Origin of the sequence: Corynebacterium sp. HMSC073B01 (assembly GCF_001838255.1) — a bacterium.
Classification (GTDB): Bacteria; Actinomycetota; Actinomycetes; order Mycobacteriales; family Mycobacteriaceae; genus Corynebacterium; species Corynebacterium jeikeium_D.
The window spans coordinates 1-18,930 of the sequence record NZ_KV836186.1 but is presented as its reverse complement, the minus strand read 5'-3'; the positions used below and the strand labels follow the sequence as shown (position 1 = coordinate 18,930).

The window sequence follows — 18,930 nt, the reverse complement described above, 5'->3', positions numbered from 1 at the left end:
ATATTTCTTTCTCTGAAAACACTTGTGCCGCGCCTTATGCCGTCTGACAAATGCGCGCGACGGGATCCGAGGCCGCTGAGCTCAGCCTCGAAGAGACAGGCGCAGCGAGGCGGAAGCTCCGAAGTGTTTAGCGACAGGAGGAAGTGGAGATTCGGCCGTAATCGAGCCAACGCCGCTTTGTGAGCATTTTCATGTTGGTCATTTCTATCTAGCAAGTCCGGTTAAGAGACAAACGATAAGACTGCCACGATTGATGTTGTGACACCAATTTCCAACACGGCCCCTCACCCGAATATTCCACATCGCTAATTCGATTTCTCAGCCTGCCTGCGCAACTGCAGTACCTTCAGCGAGCAGAGGAAGCCAATAGTCAACGCGCCGACAGCGGAATACAGCGCAAACTGCGTGGCATGTGCAAACGCATTTGTCAGCGGCACCAACACACCGTCGGGAGCACCCTGCGCACGCAGACCAATCAGCATCGAGCCAGCGGAATCCTTCAGCCCCTGCCCCATCTGCTCCAGGCCCGGCGACAGCTTCGCGATCTCACGATCCAGCCCAATCGTCAGCGCCATACCACCGAGCGCAGCACCGAGCGCCGAACCAATCTGCCGAATCGTCGACTGCGTTGCCGATGCCTGCCCCGACAGCCGCACCGGAATATCACCAAGCACCAACGAGGTCAGCTGCGCCGATGCCAGACCAAGACCCAGACCGTAGACAATCAATGCAAACACAACCAGCCACAGCGGCAGGTCAACGCGCTCTTCGGCCGCCAACTGCAGCGAACCAAAGACCTCGAGACCAAGGCCCACAATCACCACACCGGCCGGGGTAATCCGAGCTGCCAGATGACGCGCCATGGCACCTGCGAAGAACGCACCGAGAGCCATTGCTGCCAGGACCAGGCCGGTTGCGATCGTCGATAAGCCAATCGCCGACACCAGGTAGAGCGGCAGCACGAAGACCAGCGCGAACTCACCCACCGCGACAAGCATCGCCGTGGTATTCCCCCAGCTGAACGTGGCGTAGGAGAACATCGACACGTCCAACAGCGCAGGATCCGCGTTCTTCCGACGACTGTTTTCCCACAGCACGAAAGCGACAAGCACCACCGCACCAACTAAGAGCGTGACGACGGGTGCGGAGGGAAAAGCAAACCCTATCTTGGCGCCTTGAATGATGCCGAAGACCACGGCACCAAAGCCAATTCCAGACAACACCAGGCCAAGGACATCGAAGCGACCCGCGCCATTGGTATCGCCTGCGGTGTTCGGCACCCAGCGCAGCGCAAGGACGAAAAGCACGACGGCGATGGGCACGTTGACCCAGAAGATAGCTTCCCAACCAGCAAACTGCGTAAGCACGCCACCCAGGAGTGGGCCGACTGCTGCAGCACCAGACATGACCGCACCCCAGATGCCGAATGCGGTGGCACGATCTTTATCACGGAATAGTGCGTTCACGCTGGACAGTGTTGATGGCAGAATGCACGCGCCACCAATGCCTTGGATGACGCGGGCAATGACCAGTGGCGCCAAGGCTGTGGAAAGTGCGGCCACGACGGAGCCGACCGTGAAGATGACCAGACCGACGAGAAAAAGCGTTCGACGGCCGAAGCGGTCGCCAGCGCGGCCAGAGGTCAGGAGTAGTGCGGCGAAAACGACCGAGTAGATCGTGGTAATCCACTGCGCGCCCACGATGTCAAGGCCCAGCTCCGAAATGATGGTCGGCAATGAAACACCAACGATGGTGCCGTCCAGGACAATCATGCCGAGGCCAACCGCGAGCACGAGCAACCCCCACCACCGCTGTGGCGAGGCCCCGAACTCAGCAATCTGATCCTCGTTGGCGATTGCCATGACGGGGGTGCCCTTCGCTTTCGCTGTGGCACCGGTTTGTGCGTCGACTGAGACGTCGGCGCTGCTCAAGGAAGGTTTTGTACTCATAGGATTAATGCTAGAAGTGTCCTAGGGCTGATTCATCAACCGAAAGTCGTAACTTTGCGGAAAGATCAGCTTCGTTGAGAACGGGGATTACCTTCGTCGACACGGAAACACTTAGCTTCATTGAACCCACGCAATGGCAGCCGAACCCGCTGGGTATAGGGCTTTTATCACCGCACGGTGGCAGATTGCTATGATGCTATGAGGTTTTGGACACTGGTTCATAGTGCTTAATTGTCACTTCACAATGCCCAATCCTTGCCCCTATAGCTCAGTCGGTTAGAGCAGAGGACTCATAATCCTTTTGTCCCAGGTTCGAGCCCTGGTGGGGGCACTAAAAACTCTGGGCTCTACTCACGCCCATTTACCCGACATCCGGTTGTAGCAGCTGGCGCATAGGGAGATGTACTTCGGCGCTTCGAGTGCCTCAATTTCCACGGTTTCGCCGTCGAGGATAATGCTGCCGTCCGGATTCAACCGTGCAGTAAAGATGGCCTTCTGCCCACAGGTGCAAATTGTCTTGATTTCCTCAATGGTGTGGGCAACTTCGAGCAAGCGCTGGGAGCCTGGGAAGGCATGCGTGCGAAAGTCGGTACGCAGACCGTAGCAGAGCACCGGAGTACCGCGAAGGGTAATTCCCAGCAACTGATCGACCTGGTCAGGGGTAAGAAACTGTGCCTCATCGATGATTAGACAATCGTAGCCGTCGGCAAGCGAGGAGAGGTCATCGCCATCGTGGATGAGGTGCGCGCGTTCCGCGATTCCGATGCGGGAGTGCACGTCGCCGTCAGCCAAAGTATCCACGGCCGGCTTGGCGATCAACGGCCGCATATCGCGCTCGCGGTAGTTGTGGGCGACGCGGAGGACCTCGATGGATTTTCCGCTGTTCATGGTTCCGTAGCGGAAGTACAGTTTTGCCATAGCCATCGATTGTAGGGCATCGATTCGCGGGCTCTGACGGCTGTAAACTCGGGCCGCCAACACGGATTTGAATTCCCGACTATCCTTTATTTTTATGCAGCCGATTCCTGACCTGAATGAGAATCCAACAGTTGTTGTATGTGGATCTATCCACCTAGATACCTTGGTACAGGTCGATAGTGTCCCCGCAGAAGGTGGCACGCTCATCGTTGATGACGGCACGAATATGCTGGGCGGCAAGGGCGCTAACCAGGCCGTTGCTATCGCTTATGACGGCGTCCGTGCGATCATGGCCGGTACGGTTGGTGAGGACCGCGCAGCGGATTTCGTGGTCGAGGAACTCAACGCACACGGCGTAGATGTCCACTCCATTCAGACGTCCTGGGATTTGCCGACCGGCAGCGCTTTCGTCGCAACGAACCGCAAGGGTCGCCCGGTGATTTTTGTCCAGCGCGGTGCCGATGCGCTAACCGACCCCACCGATTTCGTCGACGAGTTCGCATCAGCGGATGTCGTGCTCGCGCAGGGCGAGCTCCTTCCGGAAGCAACTGAGGCCATCGCGTCCGTCGCATCCATGTACAGCGCGCGACTGGTGCTGAACCTCAATCCGGTCGTAACCGTTACACCTGCCCTGATTGACCATGCAGATCCGCTGATCGTCAACATGAAGGGCGCCTGGGAAACAATCCGTCGCCTGGACATCGCCGAAGGAATCCGCGCTACCGACTACCGCGCACAGCTCGAGGCGCTTCTGCAGTACTGCCCCAGTGTCGTCATGCTCCGGGGCGACCACGGCTGTCTCTTCGCACAGCACTCCGACGGTCTCGACGACGAGCCGACAATCTACGAGCACCCCGCGCTCAAGCTGCCAGAGGAGAAGATTGTCGACGGCACTGGCTCCGGTGATGCGTTCGTCGGCACGCTCACCGCGGAACTGGCTAAGGGCACCTCGCTTTACGACGCCGTCCCCCTGGCCACCGCAGCAGGCGCAGCAGCTGTACAGGCGGTCGGCGCATGCTCCGCTTTTGCACGTCGCGAAAAACTGCTGGAGATGGTCGAGGCGGAGGATTTTCCCCCTGTGAAAGAGTACGCGGGCTAAGGGTCGTCAGCGGCCTGGTGTGCGAGCTGGCACCGATTAAGTCAGTGCCAGTGGGGCCAGCGGGAGAACCTACCCAGCATTGTCTGGCAGAACGGGCTCAAGCGCCAGCATCACCAAGTACCAACTCAACGCGTACCCGATGAGGAAGACATAGGTAGCAATCGCGTAGATTTTCGCCGGGAAAAAGAATATGGCCGCGGGCACGATGAGAAGCGCCAATACTGCGAGCGCAGTCCGCGGCAGGTTTTTGACGGTCATGCTGGTGGCCGTTGCCAGGGTTCGGCGGAGCGACGAGTGACCGTCGGAAAGCGAGCACAGCGAGTAGACCCACGCGGTAATTCCCAGCAGTATTAGCGCCCCGGAGGTAACTCCTGCGGCGAAGATCAGGCCGACAGTGCCGAGGTCCGCGCGGGAGATAACGTAAAACTCATAGCCAATGCCACTGGCGAGAACCAAGGTGAATAGCCACCACACGGTTGGTGTGCGCCAATTGTCCAACAGTGCGCGCAAGAAGCGCCGTACGGGCCTTGAGCCTTCGTCACGGACCATGTCGCGAGCGACTACTACTCCAGCGCGAGTTGCGGCGCCTGCAGTGACTATCGGGATGGATGCGACGATCATCAGCAGGTTGATGATTACAAGGTCTGCTAACAGCGACCAGGCTGCGTAGAACTTTGTATCGGTGCTGAAAAATCTATCCACGGGTTCATATCCTAATAAAGGCTGATTAACAGACGAAAGCCTCAACCTACGCGGTTGAGGCTTTCGCTTTCGTAAAACGCGGTGCTTGGCGTCCTATGCGCTAACGCTTAGGCAGCTATCCCTTAACGGCACCCGCAGCAACACCCTCGATAATGTGCTTCTGGGTGGCGACGTAGAAAATCACAATCGGAATGATTGCGAGCACCAGCATTGCCATCATCGCGCCAAGGTCACGGTTACCGTTGGAGCCAACGAAGCTCTGCACGACAACCGGGATGGTCTTGTACTTAGTGGACAGGCCGATGACCAGGTACGGCAGCAGGTAGTCGTTCCATACCCACATTGCGTTCAGAATGGCGACTGTCACTGCAGTCGGCTTGAGCATGGGCAAAACGATGCGGAAGTAGTTCTGCATCGGAGATGCGCCATCAATCATCGCGGCTTCCTCGATGTCAATCGGGATGGACTTGATGAAGCCTGCAAACATGAAGACCGACAGGCCGGAGCCAAAGCCCAAGTAGAGAACCACGATGCCGATTGGGTTGTTCAAATGCAGCATGTCGGCGATCTTGACGGTCGGGAACATCACCATCTGGAACGGGATGACCATCGAGAACACAAACAGGTAATACAGCAGCGAGGTCCACCACGTCTTCACTCGCGTGATGTAGTAAGCCGTCATCGCAGAGAAGAACACAATCGCAATAACCGAGAGGATCGTGATTACAAAGGACCACACGATCGCCCAGCCGAAGCCCTCCTTCATCAGGCCGACGGCGTAGTTTTCGAACCCGACCCACATGTCACCTAGTGGCAGCTGGAAGGGGTTATCTGAAATTGCGAACTTGGACTTGAACGAGTTGAAGATAATGAACGCGATTGGCCCCAAGAACACGACGGTCAAAAACACCAGAATCGCGTAGATGATGACCTTAGATACGCCTCCCACCTTGGCCTCGTCCTGTTTAGCGGGCTTGGTCTTTGGGAGCTTGGTGGCCGTTTCAGTGGTCATTGCAGCGTCGACAGACATTTATGCCTCCACTTCCTTGCTGCGAGTAGCACGCAGCTGCAGCATCGCGATCGCTACGACCACGACGACGAATATTACTGCCTTGGCTTGACCAACGCCCTCCACACCAATTCGGTTGAACATGGTGTTGACGATGTTCAGAGCAACCATTTCTGTCTCTGAACCCGGCGCACCATTGGTCAGGGCCAAGTTTTGATCGAAGAGTTTGAAAGTGTTCGACAGGGTCAAGAAGAGGCAAATGGTAATCGATGGCATGACCATCGGGATAGTAACGTGCCGCAGGATCTCCCAGCGTCCAGCGCCATCAATCTCCGCAGCTTCGATGAGCTCCGGCGGGACATTCTGCAAACCGGCAATATAGATAATCATCATGTAACCGACCAGCTGCCAGTTGATGAGGATGATCAGACCGGCGTAACCGAACTTCCAGTCGGACACGATTGTCGTACCGTACGATGCCAGCACTGCGTTAATCATCGACTGCCAGGTGTAACCGAGCACGATGCCACCGATGAGGTTCGGCATGAAGAAGACTGTGCGGAAGAAGTTCGTGCCCTTCAGCTTGCGCGTCAGAATCCATGCGATCCAGAACGCGAACAAGTTCACAGTAATGATGGAAACAACAACCACCATGAGAGTAAATCCGAAGGAAGCGACGAAGCCCTCGCGCTCACTAAAGGCCTTCTGGTAGTTCTCGATACCAACCCACTGCGCATTAGTGATGGTTGTGAAGTCAGTAAATGATAGGAAGAAACCGATAACGAACGGCACCAAGAACGCGATTGCAAAGGCAATCAGCGTGGGTAGCACGAAAATTGGGAAATACTTTTTCAATGTTGCTTGCATCTACAACACCGCTCCTAAAGCTAAAGGCGGAGCCTGGTGCCTCGAGACCGGTTTAACAGGTCACCGAGCCCCGAGCTCCGCCTTGCCATTGGATGAACTCATTCCGTCGGTTGTTCATGCGCGAGAAGCTTTCGCTTCACACTCACCGATGGAATGGATCACCATTGATTTGCTGGTATTTAATTGTTCGGAGATTCCGCATTCCAGCTGTCGGCGAAAGTCTCGACAACCTTGTCCCACGGCATCTTTCCGGAAGCGTACTGCGCCAGCGCTGCGCCAAAATCATCCTTGAACTGCTGCGACGGGAAGTACTGGAAGTCCCACGGGATGGTGGTCAGGTCCTCGTTCTCAATTGCTGCGGCCACTTCCTTGGCTAGCGGGTCATTCGGAGTGTCGGCTTCAGTGAAGTTCTGGAACGGAGCGATGAATCCGAGATCCTCGACGACGTACTTCTTGCCCTCATCGGTGTTGAACAGCCAATTGACGAAGTCCTTCGTTGCCTTTTGGGAAGCCTCCGAAGCCTTGGAGTTGACCGTCAGGTAGTTCTCAGTACCAACCGAGATGCCGGTCTTATCCTCGTCCTTCAGGCCCATGTACATAGGCATGAACTTAATCTTGTCCTGCTTGACCACGTTGCCGGAGACATCGTTGATCTGGGACCATGCCCAGTTGCCATTCTGAACCATAGCGGCCTTGCCCTGGGCGAATTCCGCCATCGAGTCGGACACAGCCTTCGACGGGGCCAGAGTCTTTTCGACAGTGGAGTTATTCAGGTACAGATCAAAGAGGTTCTTGAACTCCTTGTTGTACTTGAACTTCACATCAGCGGTTTCCTTGGTGCCAAGGTCCTCGAATTCATAATGAACCGGTCCGTTGGCCAAGTGTGTCTGCCAGCGCCAATCCTCACCGGATGCGAGCGAGGTGGAAGCGAAGGTGCCGGAAATCCCCAGCTTGTCCTTCTTGGCCTGCATGTCCTCAGCAACTTCCTTCAGCTTTCCGAAGGCCTTAATCTCGTCGATGCTCTTGGCCTTGGCATCGGGCAGCGCGAAGTACTTGTCCATGATCTCTTCGTTATAGATCAGGCCAAACCCCTCGACTGCAAACGGGACGCCGTATACCTTGCCGTCCTCGCCCTTCAGCGGCTCGATGCCCTCGTTGAGGTTTTGTGCGATCTCAGTGTCAGACATGTCTGCCATGTATTCCTGCCAAGTACGCAGGCCCGCCGGACCATTGACTTGGAACAGTGTTGGCGCGTCCTTTTTACCAATCTCGGCCTTCAGAGTTTGCTCATAGGAATTCGAAGCTGCAGTAACGACCTTGACCTGGACACCAGTCTTGTCAGTGTATGCCTTCGCAATCTTCTGATATGCGGCATCCTGCTCCGGCTTGAAGTTAAGGAAGTAGACACCACCATCTGCAACCGCATCATCACTCGAGCACGCAACCAAACCAGCGGTTGCCATCAGGCCTGCTGCACACAGAGCTGAAAGGCGCTTGAAGTTCTTCACTATGTTTTCTCCCTTGAGAAGAAAGGCCACTTCAATGGCATCCTCCGAGCAATTCGGACGAATATTTGCCAGCAGCCGTGGCCTAATTGGATTATCCCGCCCTGCGGCTAGAAGTAGCCTTTCATGCGAACTTCGACGCCACCCACGCGGGTATTCGGTCTCACCAAAATCTTACTTGACCAAAACCAATTTAGGTTGGCCTTCAGCCAGCTGTGAACAAATGCAAAGGAGAAAAATAGCAAAAGCTCTCGAAAGCACACCTAGAATTTGAGCTGTTTTCGAGCTGTTTTCGCTGAACAGAGCCGCCTACCGGCACCAAAGTAAGCACCTGGCCGCGACAATCACACGCAGACCCGACAACCACCCGACCACCAAAAGCACCCCTGTTTGGCCTGAATGTATATTTTTATAATATTCTGGCGGGTCGTTTACTTGTCACTTTTGAAATAATCGTACGCTCGACAGTCTGCTTCTAGAGAGCTACTCGACCTCATCGCTCGCGGGAAGATATACGGACTCGTCGCGATGCCCGGGCAACACTCGATCCACGTAGCTCTGCACCGCTTCTTGAAGCGGCACATCCGCACGGCGTTTTTCTGCCATGTACCAGCGATGCTCCAAGACCTCGTGGAAAACCTGCGCATCCTGCAGCCTTCCACGCAGCCCCTCGGGCACAGCCAGAATTGTGGCCTCGAAAACTTCACGCAGCCATCGGTGCGCAACCTGCTCTAGCGGAACCCCTTCAAGACCTTCCGCCAACCGAAAGGTCTGCATACTATTGAGCATCCGCCTCGCTTGCCGTTCTTGAACATCCAACCCCGTCAGTCGCATTAACTGCCGATGGTGATGCCCTGCGTCAACCACTCGTGGTCGGAACACAACACGGCCACCATCACTGGTGACTTTCAGCTCGCCAACATCGAAACCGAGGTCGTTGAGCCTGCGAATCCGCTCATCGACAAGCCAAGGCTCCTCAACACCAATAGATTCTTCCCCCGTCAGCTCTTGCCACAAGTCCTCATAACGCTCAATAATGCGCCTACCCACCGCAATTACGTCCAACTCAGGATCGAGGAATCCGCCGGCCTGCAGATCCATGAGCTCTCCGATGATGTTGGTATGGGCAACGTCAACGTCGTAAAGCCTGCGGGAATCTGAGAGTGTGCCTTGCAAATCTCCCGTTTCCGCGTCGACAAGGTAGGCGGAGAAAGCGTCTGCGTCACGACGAAACAATGTGTTCGACAGTGACACGTCGCCCCAGTAAAAACCAAGGAGATGTAACCGAACTAGCAGGACTACCAGCGAGTCAATCAGGCGGACCACAGTTTCGCGGGTGACCTGTTGAGAAAAAACTGCACGATACGGCAGCGAATACTCGAGATGTTCTGTGACGAGTGCGGCAGTTAACGGTTCGCCATCTGGATCCTTCCGGCCGGTGATTACCGCGAGCGGGCGAACCGATGGAGCACCGAGCCTGACCAGGTCACGCAGCATTCGATACTCATGATGAGCAGTGAACTCACCAATTTCTTTCACTGCAATGACGCGGTCATCTAAGTTGACGAATCGAACAATGTGTCGCGAAATTCCCTGAGGCAAGGCGGCTAACAAATCATCTGGCCACTGTTCCAGAGGTATATGCCAAGGAAGGCGCAAAAGCTTTGAAGCCACCGTTGTCGCGGCTATTTTCATAGTTTCCGACACGGTGGCTCCTAAAACTGTCTTACTGTCCCACTGCCCTACCAGCTACTCATTTCATCTAAACGAAAGATTTTAGGCCGGAAGGCGCATACCAGTCGACTTCGAGAACAGGTGCAGCATGCCCGGACGAATCTTGCCGTAAACTACCGAGCCCAACTTCGGCGCGGTGCGCGGGGCGGTACGAATAACCACCTGACCGTGTTCCTCTTCGTCCGGGTTAGAGGAAGATCCGGAGCTCAGTGCTCCGCCACCGACGAGGTCTCCATACATGAATGCATCGGAGCCCAACTCCTCGACCAAGTTAACCTGCACCGGAATGACGTCATCGCCCGGACCCTCGACCAGGTCGAATGCCTCCGGACGGAAGCCCACGATAATCTGGTTCTGATCCTCCGGCGTGATTGCAGCAAGTGTGGCTTCCGGCAGCTTAATCTTGGCCTCGCCCAACGTGGCGTAACCATTAGAGACGTTGAACGTGCCCAGGTTCATCGCAGGCGAACCAATGAAGCCCGCGACGAATTCGTTTGCCGGGGTTTCGTAGAGTTCCCGCGGGGTACCGACCTGCTGCAGAACACCGAAGTTAATGACCGCGATGCGGTCGCCCATGGTCAGCGCCTCAGTCTGGTCGTGGGTGACATACATGGTGGTCACACCCATCCGACGCTGCATGGCCGCAATCTGAGTACGGGTTTGAACACGCAGCTTCGCGTCCAGGTTCGACAACGGCTCGTCCATCAGGAACACCTGCGGCTTGCGCACAATCGCACGCCCCATTGCCACACGCTGACGCTGACCACCGGATAGAGCCTTAGGCTTACGATCCAGGAACTGAGTTAGATCCAGGGTCTTCGCAGCTTCTTCGACACGACGGTCAATCTCGTCCTTGTCCACACCAGCAATCTTGAGCGCGAAGCCCATGTTCTCGCGCACCGTCATATGCGGGTACAGGGCGTAGTTCTGGAAGACCATCGCAATATCGCGATCCTTGGGCGAGACATTGGTCACATCACGATCTCCAATGAAAATCTTGCCCTCATTGACCTCTTCCAGACCGGCAAGCATGCGCAGTGTTGTGGACTTACCACAACCGGAGGGGCCCACCAGAACCAGGAACTCGCCATCGGCAATTTCCAAGTTGAACTTGTCCACAGAAGGCTTCGTCGCACCAGGGTAAATGCGAGTGGCATCAGCAAAAGTCACAGTAGCCATGTGAATACAAACCTTTCATCAGCAGGTACGTGCCGAACGATCCGAGTGAAAGTAATCGCAGGAACAGCTCCTACGTAGCTGCCTCACAAGCTTACTCTTAATCGAGCAGCCCCGTCACGAGCTCCGCAATCTTCGAGCGCTCCGAGCGCTTCAGCGTGATGTGTGCAAAAAGCTCGTTGCCCTTGAGTTTTTCAATCACCGCCTGCACACCGTCATGGCGGCCGACGCGCAGGTTGTCACGCTGCGCCACGTCGTGCGTAAGGATGACCCGGGAATTGCTACCAAGACGCGACAGCACCGTCAGCAGTACGTTGCGCTCCAGCGACTGTGCCTCATCGACAATCACGAAGCTGTCATGCAGGCTACGACCGCGAATGTGTGTCAGTGGCAGTACCTCCAGCATGTCGCGCGAGGCAATCTCATCCATCACGTTGTCTGAAACCAATCCCTCCAGGGTGTCGTAAACAGCCTGCGCCCACGGGTTCATCTTTTCGTCCTCACTACCTGGCAGGTAGCCAAGGTTCTGACCACCTACCGCGTAGAGCGGACGGAACACCACAATCCGGCGATGCAGTCCGCGCTCCAGCACCGACTCCAGTCCCGCGCACAGCGCAAGCGCCGACTTACCCGTACCGGCTCGGCCGCCGAGGGACACAATCCCTACCGAGTCATCCAACAGCAGGTCAAGCGCCACACGCTGCTCCGCCGACCGCCCCTTCAGGCCAAACGCCTCCGTATCGCCCCGCACAAGCTTGACGACGCCCGGGGCGCTCACCCGTGCCAGCGCAGACTGGCTACCAGCGCTGAGCTGCACGCCGCAGTGCAGCGGCTGATCCTGGATCTGCTCGAGCTCAAGGAACCCATTGGCGAAGAGACGATCAATTTCCTCCGGGTCGACGTCCACTTCCACCATTCCCGAGTACCCAGTCAGAACGACGTCCTGGGCGCGGTAATCGTCGGCAGGCAAGCCGACCGCACCAGCCTTGACGCGAAGCGGAATGTCTTTGGTGACCAGCACGACATCATGGCCATCGTGCTGAAGATTGAGGGCGCAAGCGAGAATGCGGTGATCGTTTTCGGCGGTGCGGAAGCCTGCGGGAAGGATGGAGGGATCGGAGTGGTTGAGCTCAATATGCATAAACCCGCCAAGATCATTGGCGGGCACAGGCCGGTCCAGGTGGCCGTAGCGGTAACGCAGCTCTTCGAGGAAACGGAGCGCTTCTCGGGCGAACCACCCCAGCTCTGGGTGGTGGCGCTTGGCCTCCAACTCACTCACCACGACCAGCGGAAGCACAACTTGGTGCTCATCGAACTTCTTGGTGGCGTGGGGATCGGACAGCAGGACCGAGGTATCAAGCACGTAGGTACGCATGCCCTCAGGCTAAAAGTCAGAGGTAGAAATTACGTGGTTGTGAGATGAATGCTTGGTTATCAGATGAACCACAGTTGGTTACAGGCTCTAATCCTCAAGTTGAACCCTAAGGAACTGGCCGAGCACCGAGCACCACTGCCCGGCCACTCCACTGCCCTTTTAATGGCAACTAGTCGTTGCAATGGTGACTAGTCGTTGTGACGGATTTGGCGACCCAGCAACTTGTGGCGAAGCGGATCAACCGCCAAGGTCACAGCGCCAACTGATACAACTCCCACGAGGTACGCCAGCGCAACTACAAGGGAGCGTTGACCAAACGTGATTTCGTTCGCAATCGGGCCGAACATGGTGGCTCCCAACAGCGCACCCATGACAAAGCCGAAGATGCTGGTCGCAAGCATGGGAAAGAATGTCTGCTTGAAAGTGACCGTGCGGTGGAAGTTGATTGGCGTACCGATGAAGTCCAGCGCCTTTGTCAGCGATGCCTCTTCATAGACGGCTGAGGCCTGAGTCAAAAGCGTTGACACCAGCAGCAGAACGAAACCGATTACGAAAGTGATAGTCACACCGGTTGCAATATCGTGCGCGAATGTGACATCTGCAACCTCTTCAATCTTGTCTTCGCCAGGCACCATCATTGTGTAGCCAAGCAGCAGGGACAGGAAGGCCATGGAACTTACTCGACGCCACGATTCCTTAGCGTTAGTCGCGACTCGTCGCGTCGCCACAAAATCACTTGAAGTACCGAAGAAGCTGGAGATGCGGGCAACAAGCTGGATAAAGAAAGGCGCCACCAGGCCAATTGCCCAGACCATCAGGTACATCATCGCTGCGACACCAAGCGTGGCAGTGACGGTTCCACCCGCGATATTGGAGTTGGCAATCACGTACAGGACGATCGCACCGATAACAACGGCCACAATCATGCGCCATGCCTTCATCGACTTGGGCACTTCCTTGCGGCTAACGCCGAGTGGTGAAATCATCACCCTTCGCAAACCGACCACAGCGGCAAAGAGTGCGAGTAGCACCACGGCAACCCAGACCAGCGGGTAGCCCCACCAGGGCAGCAACATGTCCCAGGTATCCAGGTAGTCATTGTCGAACTTGATTATCGCCCAGAATGGCGCAGTGGCCACCGACAACAACGTGCCCACCACAAGCCCAACAGCTGCCAAGACGAGGGTTTCGATAACTACCATGCGTGTAACTGCCCCGTTGGAGAGACCAATTAAGCGCAGAGTTGCCAACCTCTGCTCACGCCCCGCAGCGCCAAGCACCGCCGACTGGGCCACCAGCGAAACCATTGCCGGAATCACAAACACACAGGCCACGAGTGCCAGCTGCAGGTACATCTCGCCCTGACCTTGATTCATGTAATCCTCGGGCGTTGGGTTCGGCGGCAGCTTTGGCTCAGCCTGCCAACGGCGGTAAAACATCACCGTGCCGCCAACGACAACCAGCGCCAACCAGGTGCTCACAGTCATAGCGACCACAGACAGCGCGGACAACCAACCGTTTCCCGAGTGCGATTCGCGCCCGGCGCGCTGCAGCCGCGTGCTCAAGTCCGCTAGTGCGCCGGTAGGAATTCTCTGGGGTTTTGGTGCTTCAGTTACGGTGCTCACTTTGTAACCTCCGCTCCTGCCAGCATGCGGTCGTCGTGAATCAGGCCATCGCGGATCTCCACACGTCGACGACACCAGTCGGCCACCTTCACATCGTGCGTGACCATCACCAATGTCGTCCCAGTCTGCTCCACCAACGCGGTGAGCTGCTGCATGACCTCATGGCCTGTGGACTGGTCCAACGCGCCAGTCGGCTCATCAGCAAAGATGACACCTGGCTCGCCGGCCATCGCGCGGGCAATTGCTACACGCTGTGCTTGGCCGCCGGACATCTGTCCTGGGCGACGGCGCGTTAGGTCTTCTAGGCCCAGGCGGCTGAGGACATCGTCGGCAAGCGCGAGTGACGTTGAGCGCTTCTTGCCCTGCAGAATCATTGGCAGAGCAACGTTTTCCCGTGCCGTCAGCTCGGGCAGGAGCTGGCCATCCTGGAAAACGAAGCCGAAGTCGTGTAGGCGGAGGGCGGAGCGGTCGGCGTCGGAAAGCGAATTGATCTTGGTATCACCGAAAATGACGTCGCCGTCATCCGGCAGCAACACGCCGGACATGCAGTGCAGCAGCGTGGACTTACCAGAACCTGACGGTCCCATGACTGCAACGGTTTCGCCGGGCTCAATGGTCAGCGAAATGCCGGTGAGAACGGGAGCGGAATTGTAGGACTTAGTGATGTCACGAATACAAAGTCGTGCGTTTCTTGGGCTGTTGTTCTCTGTCATGACACTCATTTCACTCGCACGGAGGCGATTTCAACACCGTGCCCACTTTCCTTTTGCGGTAGTGCTAGGTCTACCATGCCGGAAATTAATTCCTCCGTGCACAGAGCTTTCGTACCATAGGAAACTATGGAGCTGAAGGATTATTTCCGCAAATGTGTCGGCGCGAACCGCCGCGAAAAGGCGCATAAACGCAGCTACGAGGAATCCGCCGCCGCTCGCATCGCCGAACTTACCGCTTCACGACGAACAATTGCCGAAGCCTTCGAGATTGAACGTCGCCGCATTGAAAACGACCTCCACGACGGAGCTCAGCAATACATTGTTGCGGCTTCAATGAAATTAGGACTTGCGGAATTAGAGGCCTCCAATACTGGCAATGAGGAACTAATGCAGCTTCTCGCGGAAACTCGCGGCCATTTGGATGATGGATTACGTGCTTTGCGGCGAACAGTCCACGGAATTCATCCGCAGGTGTTGCGCGATCGCGGTCTGCAAGCGGCTGTTGAAGAGATTGCTGAAGGGTACGGCCCTAACGTTGTTGTACACACTCCCTATCCCCTGCCGGAATTGGAAGAAAGTGTGCTCGCCGCGGCGTATTTTTTCTGTGCAGAAGTGCTGACTAATGCGGCGAAATATGCACCGAACGCTCCTGTTTCTGTGCTGCTCACCTCAGATCAAACACTGAATATTTCAATTACGGACCAAGGCCCTGGCGGCGCAAAATTGGGGCGCGGATTGCGGGGCATGAAAGAGCGTCTAGCCACTTTCGACGGTGCGATGACCATGCACTCTCCCGAAGGTGGGCCAACGCAGGTAATAGCCAGAATTCCTTTGATGTTGAACCGCTGGGAATCGGGCATTGGAGAAATGGAAGACGTGAAAATGAAAGGTGCGGAGAAGAAATGAAAATTGTCATTGCGGATGACTCGGCACTCCTGCGGGAGGGGGTCGCGGGGCTCGTCGAAAAGCGTGGACATGAAGTGATTGCGATGGTCGACACCGCCCACGGCCTGGTAGCGGACATCGATGACCGTTTTGATGACACGGGCGAGCTGCCAGATCTGGTGATAACCGATGTGCGCATGCCTCCAAAGATGAGCGATGACGGCCTGCGGGCGGCGGTCGAGTTGCGCGAGCGCTATCCGCAGCTGAATGTGATGGTGCTGTCGCAGTATGTGGCGCCGGCGTATGCGCGTGAGTTGTTCTCGCCGGGCGGGGCTGGAGGTAGTGCTGGGGTTGGTACTGGGGTCGGTTCGAGTGGCAGCAGCTCGAGTGGCGGGACCGGGTATCTGCTCAAAGACCGCGTTGGCCAGGTGCTGGACTTCTTGGGTTCGCTCGAAGTCGTCGCCGGTGGTGGCGTGGTGATTGACCCTGATGTGGCGACGGCATTGATGCAGTCCGGTAAATCGGGGTTAGCCAGTTTAACGGCGCGCGAGCGCGAAGTGCTCGAGCTGATGGCACGCGGCAAGTCCAATAAGCAGATTGCCGATGACCTCGTGCTTTCCGGGGCGGCAGTGGCGAAACACGTGTCCAACATTTTTATGAAGCTGCATCTGGAGCCCGGTGAGGAAAACCGCCGTGTGCGGGCAATTTTGGAGTTCCTCACGGCAACGTCGGGGCAGATTTAGGGTCGGCAGCAATCGCATCTCTCGCAAAGGCGATGAAAAAATAAGTGTTGATTGTGGCACGAGTCACAATTTAAAGTTGGCACATACGCTTGTTGTTTCCCTATCGAAAGGACGTGTCTACATGACTGTTTACGCCAACCCCGGCACCCCCGATGCAATCTTCACGTACAAGGAGCAGTACGAGAATTTCATCGGCGGTAAGTGGACACCTCCAGTAGACGGGCAATACATGGACAACTCCACCCCGGTTACGGGCGAGGTTTTCTGCCGGGTTCCGCGGTCTAACGAGAAAGACATTGAGCTCGCCCTCGACGCCGCACACAAAGCGAAGGACTCCTGGGCCTCGGTTTCTGCGGCCGAGCGGGCGCTGATCCTCCACCGCATCGCGGACCGTATAGAGGAGAACCTTGAGAAGATTGCCGTCGCCGAGACCTGGGAGAACGGCAAGGCCATCCGCGAGACCCTCGCCGCTGACATCCCGCTCGCAATCGACCACTTCCGCTACTTCGCCGGCGCCACCCGCACGCAGGAGGGGCGCATCTCGCAGATCGACGACAACACGGTCGCCTACCACTTCCACGAGCCACTCGGCGTCGTCGGCCAGATCATCCCGTGGAACTTCCCCCTCCTGATGGCCGCATGGAAGATCGCCCCGGCCCTCGCCGCCGGCAACTGCATCGTGCTCAAGCCTGCAGAGCAGACCCCCGCGTCGATTCTCATGCTCACCGAGATCATCGCCGATCTGCTTCCGGACGGCGTCCTCAACATCGTCAATGGCCTCGGCACCGAAGCCGGTGCTGCGCTGACCGCAAGCGACCGAATCTCCAAGATTGCGTTCACCGGATCGACTGCCGTTGGCCAGGTAATCAACAAGGCAGTGTCCGACAAGATTATTCCAATCACGCTGGAGCTCGGCGGCAAGTCCCCATCCATCTTCTTCCCCGACATCATGGACGCCGACGACGCGTTCCGCGAGAAGTGCATCGAGGGCCTGGCCATGTTCGCGCTGAACCAGGGCGAGGTCTGCACCTGCCCGTCGCGAGCTCTAGTCCACGAGGACATCGCTGATGAGTTCCTGAAGCTCGCGGTCGAGCGCGTTAAGCAAATCAAGACCGGCAACCCGCTGGATACGTCGGTACAGATGGGTGCCCAGGCATCCCAGGAGCAGCTGGACAAGATCTCCGGCTACTTGGAGTCCGGACCGAAGGAGGGCGCACAGGTTCTCACCGGTGGCAACGTCGCCAAGCTCGAAGGGCTGGAGGGAGGCTACTACGTCGAGCCGACAATCTTTAAGGGCAACAACTCGATGCGTTTCTTCCGCGAGGAAATCTTCGGCCCGGTCCTGGCCGTGACAACCTTCAAGACCCTGGACGAGGCTCTCGAGATTGCCAACGACACTATCTACGGTCTTGGCGCCGGCGTGTGGAGCCGCAACCAGAACAACGCCTACCGCGCTGCCCGCGGTATCCAGGCCGGCCGCGTGTGGGTGAATAACTACCACAGCTACCCTGCTCACGCAGCCTTCGGCGGTTACAAGCAGTCCGGTATCGGCCGCGAGAATCACTTGATGATGCTCGAGCACTACCAGGAGACCAAGTGCATGCTCGTCTCTTACGACGAGAACCCGACTGGCCTGTTCTAAGAATCCGACCCCTTGGGGCTAGGCGATTTGTCGATTCCGATTCACGTCCGATGAAGGTGTCGACAATCGCCTCTGCCCCAAAAAACGCCCTCCGCGCCTGGCAGGTTACGATGGTCGGCCTTAACCTGACGCACCAGGCGCTGGCGGCTCCAAAGTTAGAGGCCTAACTCACGGCCGCCAGCTAGGCCTCTCTTTCTTTCTTCACTTGCCGGTACCACCTACGCATCCGATTAATCGCGGCACTAGCGGCCCATCCGCCGAGAAATAGTAGCGGGATGTAAAAGAACACAACATAGGCGACGACCAGGCCGTCCTGACCATCGGGCGGCGTGGTGAGAAATAGGAATGCCAGATCGCCAAGCGCGGCAATTCCTGCGCCGGTAGCTGCTGCGACAATGCTCCGCACGCTGGTCATCCCCCGAGCCAACGACCCATCACCGGCGAAAACGGCTATTGCTCCGACCAGCATTACTGAGACCAGCATGGACACAATCCACGACGCAATTCCTTCGTCGTAGGCGAGATTGGGCTCCGGCAAGATTAGCCCACCTAAAACACTCCACGCGACCGCGGCGAAAAAGGACGCCAGCAAGGGGCGGGTTATATTGTCGAGCCTCATGCGTCCCAGGTTACGTGAGATGACCTCCAAAAATGCTGAATCTCCCCTCCTCAGTGGAGAATCGAGTCACGCCCACAAGAACAAAGATCTCCGAGCATAAAGTGGGGTAAGGAGAGAAACTGACAACCCGAAAACTTACGGGCTGCAAATGTGAAACTGTGTGAGTTTATGACACTTTCAAGCCATTTTTCGGACCATTTTTGACATAAACGCAGTCAGTAACTCGCATCCACCCAACGCCATCAGCCATAAACGCAGTCAGTAACTCGCACTGGGGTAAGTGGCGAAAGGTGCCCACCGGCGACGCACCGCCCAGACACGCTTTTCTTTACCTACGGGTTAAGTAAAGAAAAGTGTGTCCGCATGCCA

At 56.7% G+C, this 18,930-nt stretch carries 16 protein-coding genes and 1 tRNA gene; 5 read left to right on the top strand and 12 right to left on the bottom strand.

The window, feature by feature from the left end; all coding sequences use genetic code 11:
* Positions 1–305 precede the first annotated feature (305 nt).
* Positions 306–1,949 carry a DHA2 family efflux MFS transporter permease subunit gene (locus HMPREF2849_RS09345; protein ID WP_083295715.1) on the bottom strand — a complete coding sequence of 548 codons (1,644 nt, stop codon included), beginning with the start codon at positions 1,947–1,949 and terminating at the stop codon, positions 306–308.
* A 257-nt stretch (positions 1,950–2,206) separates the two neighbouring features.
* Here HMPREF2849_RS09345 and HMPREF2849_RS09340 point away from each other — a divergent pair.
* Positions 2,207–2,280, top strand: a tRNA-Ile gene (locus HMPREF2849_RS09340).
* Positions 2,281–2,300: 20 nt separating this feature from the next.
* On the opposite strand, the gene HMPREF2849_RS09335 is transcribed toward HMPREF2849_RS09340, so the two are convergent.
* A complete protein-coding gene (locus HMPREF2849_RS09335) occupies positions 2,301–2,867 on the bottom strand; it encodes a thymidine kinase (protein ID WP_048732776.1) in 567 nt (188 codons plus the stop codon).
* Between the two features lie 94 nt (positions 2,868–2,961).
* Between HMPREF2849_RS09335 and HMPREF2849_RS09330 the strand changes: the two genes are divergently transcribed.
* A complete protein-coding gene (locus HMPREF2849_RS09330; protein WP_069359224.1) occupies positions 2,962–3,966 on the top strand; it encodes a PfkB family carbohydrate kinase in 1,005 nt (334 codons plus the stop codon).
* A 69-nt stretch (positions 3,967–4,035) separates the two neighbouring features.
* Here the strand turns inward: HMPREF2849_RS09330 and HMPREF2849_RS09325 are convergent, their stop codons facing one another.
* The 9 genes from HMPREF2849_RS09325 to HMPREF2849_RS09285 form a co-directional block, all read right to left on the bottom strand.
* Positions 4,036–4,668, bottom strand: a complete 633-nt coding sequence (locus tag HMPREF2849_RS09325) for a MusI family membrane protein (RefSeq protein ID WP_070546210.1) — start codon at positions 4,666–4,668, stop codon at positions 4,036–4,038.
* A gap of 115 nt (positions 4,669–4,783) precedes the next feature.
* On the bottom strand, positions 4,784–5,680 hold the full coding sequence (locus tag HMPREF2849_RS09320) for a carbohydrate ABC transporter permease (RefSeq protein ID WP_070862949.1): 897 nt from the start codon (positions 5,678–5,680) through the stop codon (positions 4,784–4,786).
* An 18-nt stretch (positions 5,681–5,698) separates the two neighbouring features.
* The gene (locus HMPREF2849_RS09315) at positions 5,699–6,544 is read right to left on the bottom strand and encodes a carbohydrate ABC transporter permease (protein ID WP_016423090.1); all 846 of its coding nucleotides are present in this window, start codon (positions 6,542–6,544) and stop codon (positions 5,699–5,701) included.
* A 179-nt stretch (positions 6,545–6,723) separates the two neighbouring features.
* Positions 6,724–8,007: an ABC transporter substrate-binding protein gene (locus tag HMPREF2849_RS09310; protein WP_088611979.1), complete on the bottom strand. Its 1,284-nt coding sequence runs from the start codon at positions 8,005–8,007 to the stop codon at positions 6,724–6,726.
* A 525-nt stretch (positions 8,008–8,532) separates the two neighbouring features.
* Positions 8,533–9,744, bottom strand: coding sequence for a DUF4032 domain-containing protein (locus tag HMPREF2849_RS09305; RefSeq protein WP_172620277.1), 1,212 nt, complete (start codon positions 9,742–9,744; stop codon positions 8,533–8,535).
* An 81-nt stretch (positions 9,745–9,825) separates the two neighbouring features.
* The gene (locus HMPREF2849_RS09300; protein WP_016423093.1) at positions 9,826–10,962 is read right to left on the bottom strand and encodes an ABC transporter ATP-binding protein; all 1,137 of its coding nucleotides are present in this window, start codon (positions 10,960–10,962) and stop codon (positions 9,826–9,828) included.
* Positions 10,963–11,059: 97 nt separating this feature from the next.
* Positions 11,060–12,334, bottom strand: coding sequence for a PhoH family protein (locus HMPREF2849_RS09295; protein WP_042388806.1), 1,275 nt, complete (start codon positions 12,332–12,334; stop codon positions 11,060–11,062).
* A gap of 188 nt (positions 12,335–12,522) precedes the next feature.
* Positions 12,523–13,959, bottom strand: a complete 1,437-nt coding sequence (locus HMPREF2849_RS09290) for an FtsX-like permease family protein (RefSeq protein WP_070862913.1) — start codon at positions 13,957–13,959, stop codon at positions 12,523–12,525.
* On the bottom strand, positions 13,956–14,672 hold the full coding sequence (locus tag HMPREF2849_RS09285) for an ABC transporter ATP-binding protein (RefSeq protein ID WP_141764556.1): 717 nt from the start codon (positions 14,670–14,672) through the stop codon (positions 13,956–13,958). The genes HMPREF2849_RS09290 and HMPREF2849_RS09285 overlap by 4 nt, the downstream gene beginning before the upstream one ends.
* A 126-nt stretch (positions 14,673–14,798) precedes the next feature.
* Here HMPREF2849_RS09285 and HMPREF2849_RS09280 point away from each other — a divergent pair, with 126 nt between their 5' ends.
* The 3 genes from HMPREF2849_RS09280 (at position 14,799) to HMPREF2849_RS09270 (ending at position 17,942) form a co-directional block, all read left to right on the top strand.
* Entirely contained in the window at positions 14,799–15,578 is a 780-nt protein-coding gene (locus HMPREF2849_RS09280; protein ID WP_083327266.1) for a sensor histidine kinase, read from the top strand.
* Positions 15,575–16,300, top strand: coding sequence for a LuxR C-terminal-related transcriptional regulator (locus HMPREF2849_RS09275; protein WP_038626003.1), 726 nt, complete (start codon positions 15,575–15,577; stop codon positions 16,298–16,300). The genes HMPREF2849_RS09280 and HMPREF2849_RS09275 overlap by 4 nt, the downstream gene beginning before the upstream one ends.
* Positions 16,301–16,421: 121 nt before the next feature.
* Positions 16,422–17,942, top strand: coding sequence for an acetaldehyde dehydrogenase ExaC (locus HMPREF2849_RS09270; RefSeq protein ID WP_070600897.1), 1,521 nt, complete (start codon positions 16,422–16,424; stop codon positions 17,940–17,942).
* A gap of 181 nt (positions 17,943–18,123) precedes the next feature.
* On the opposite strand, the gene HMPREF2849_RS09265 is transcribed toward HMPREF2849_RS09270, so the two are convergent.
* The gene (locus HMPREF2849_RS09265; RefSeq protein ID WP_070600898.1) at positions 18,124–18,561 is read right to left on the bottom strand and encodes a hypothetical protein; all 438 of its coding nucleotides are present in this window, start codon (positions 18,559–18,561) and stop codon (positions 18,124–18,126) included.
* Between the last annotated feature and the right edge of the window lie 369 nt (positions 18,562–18,930).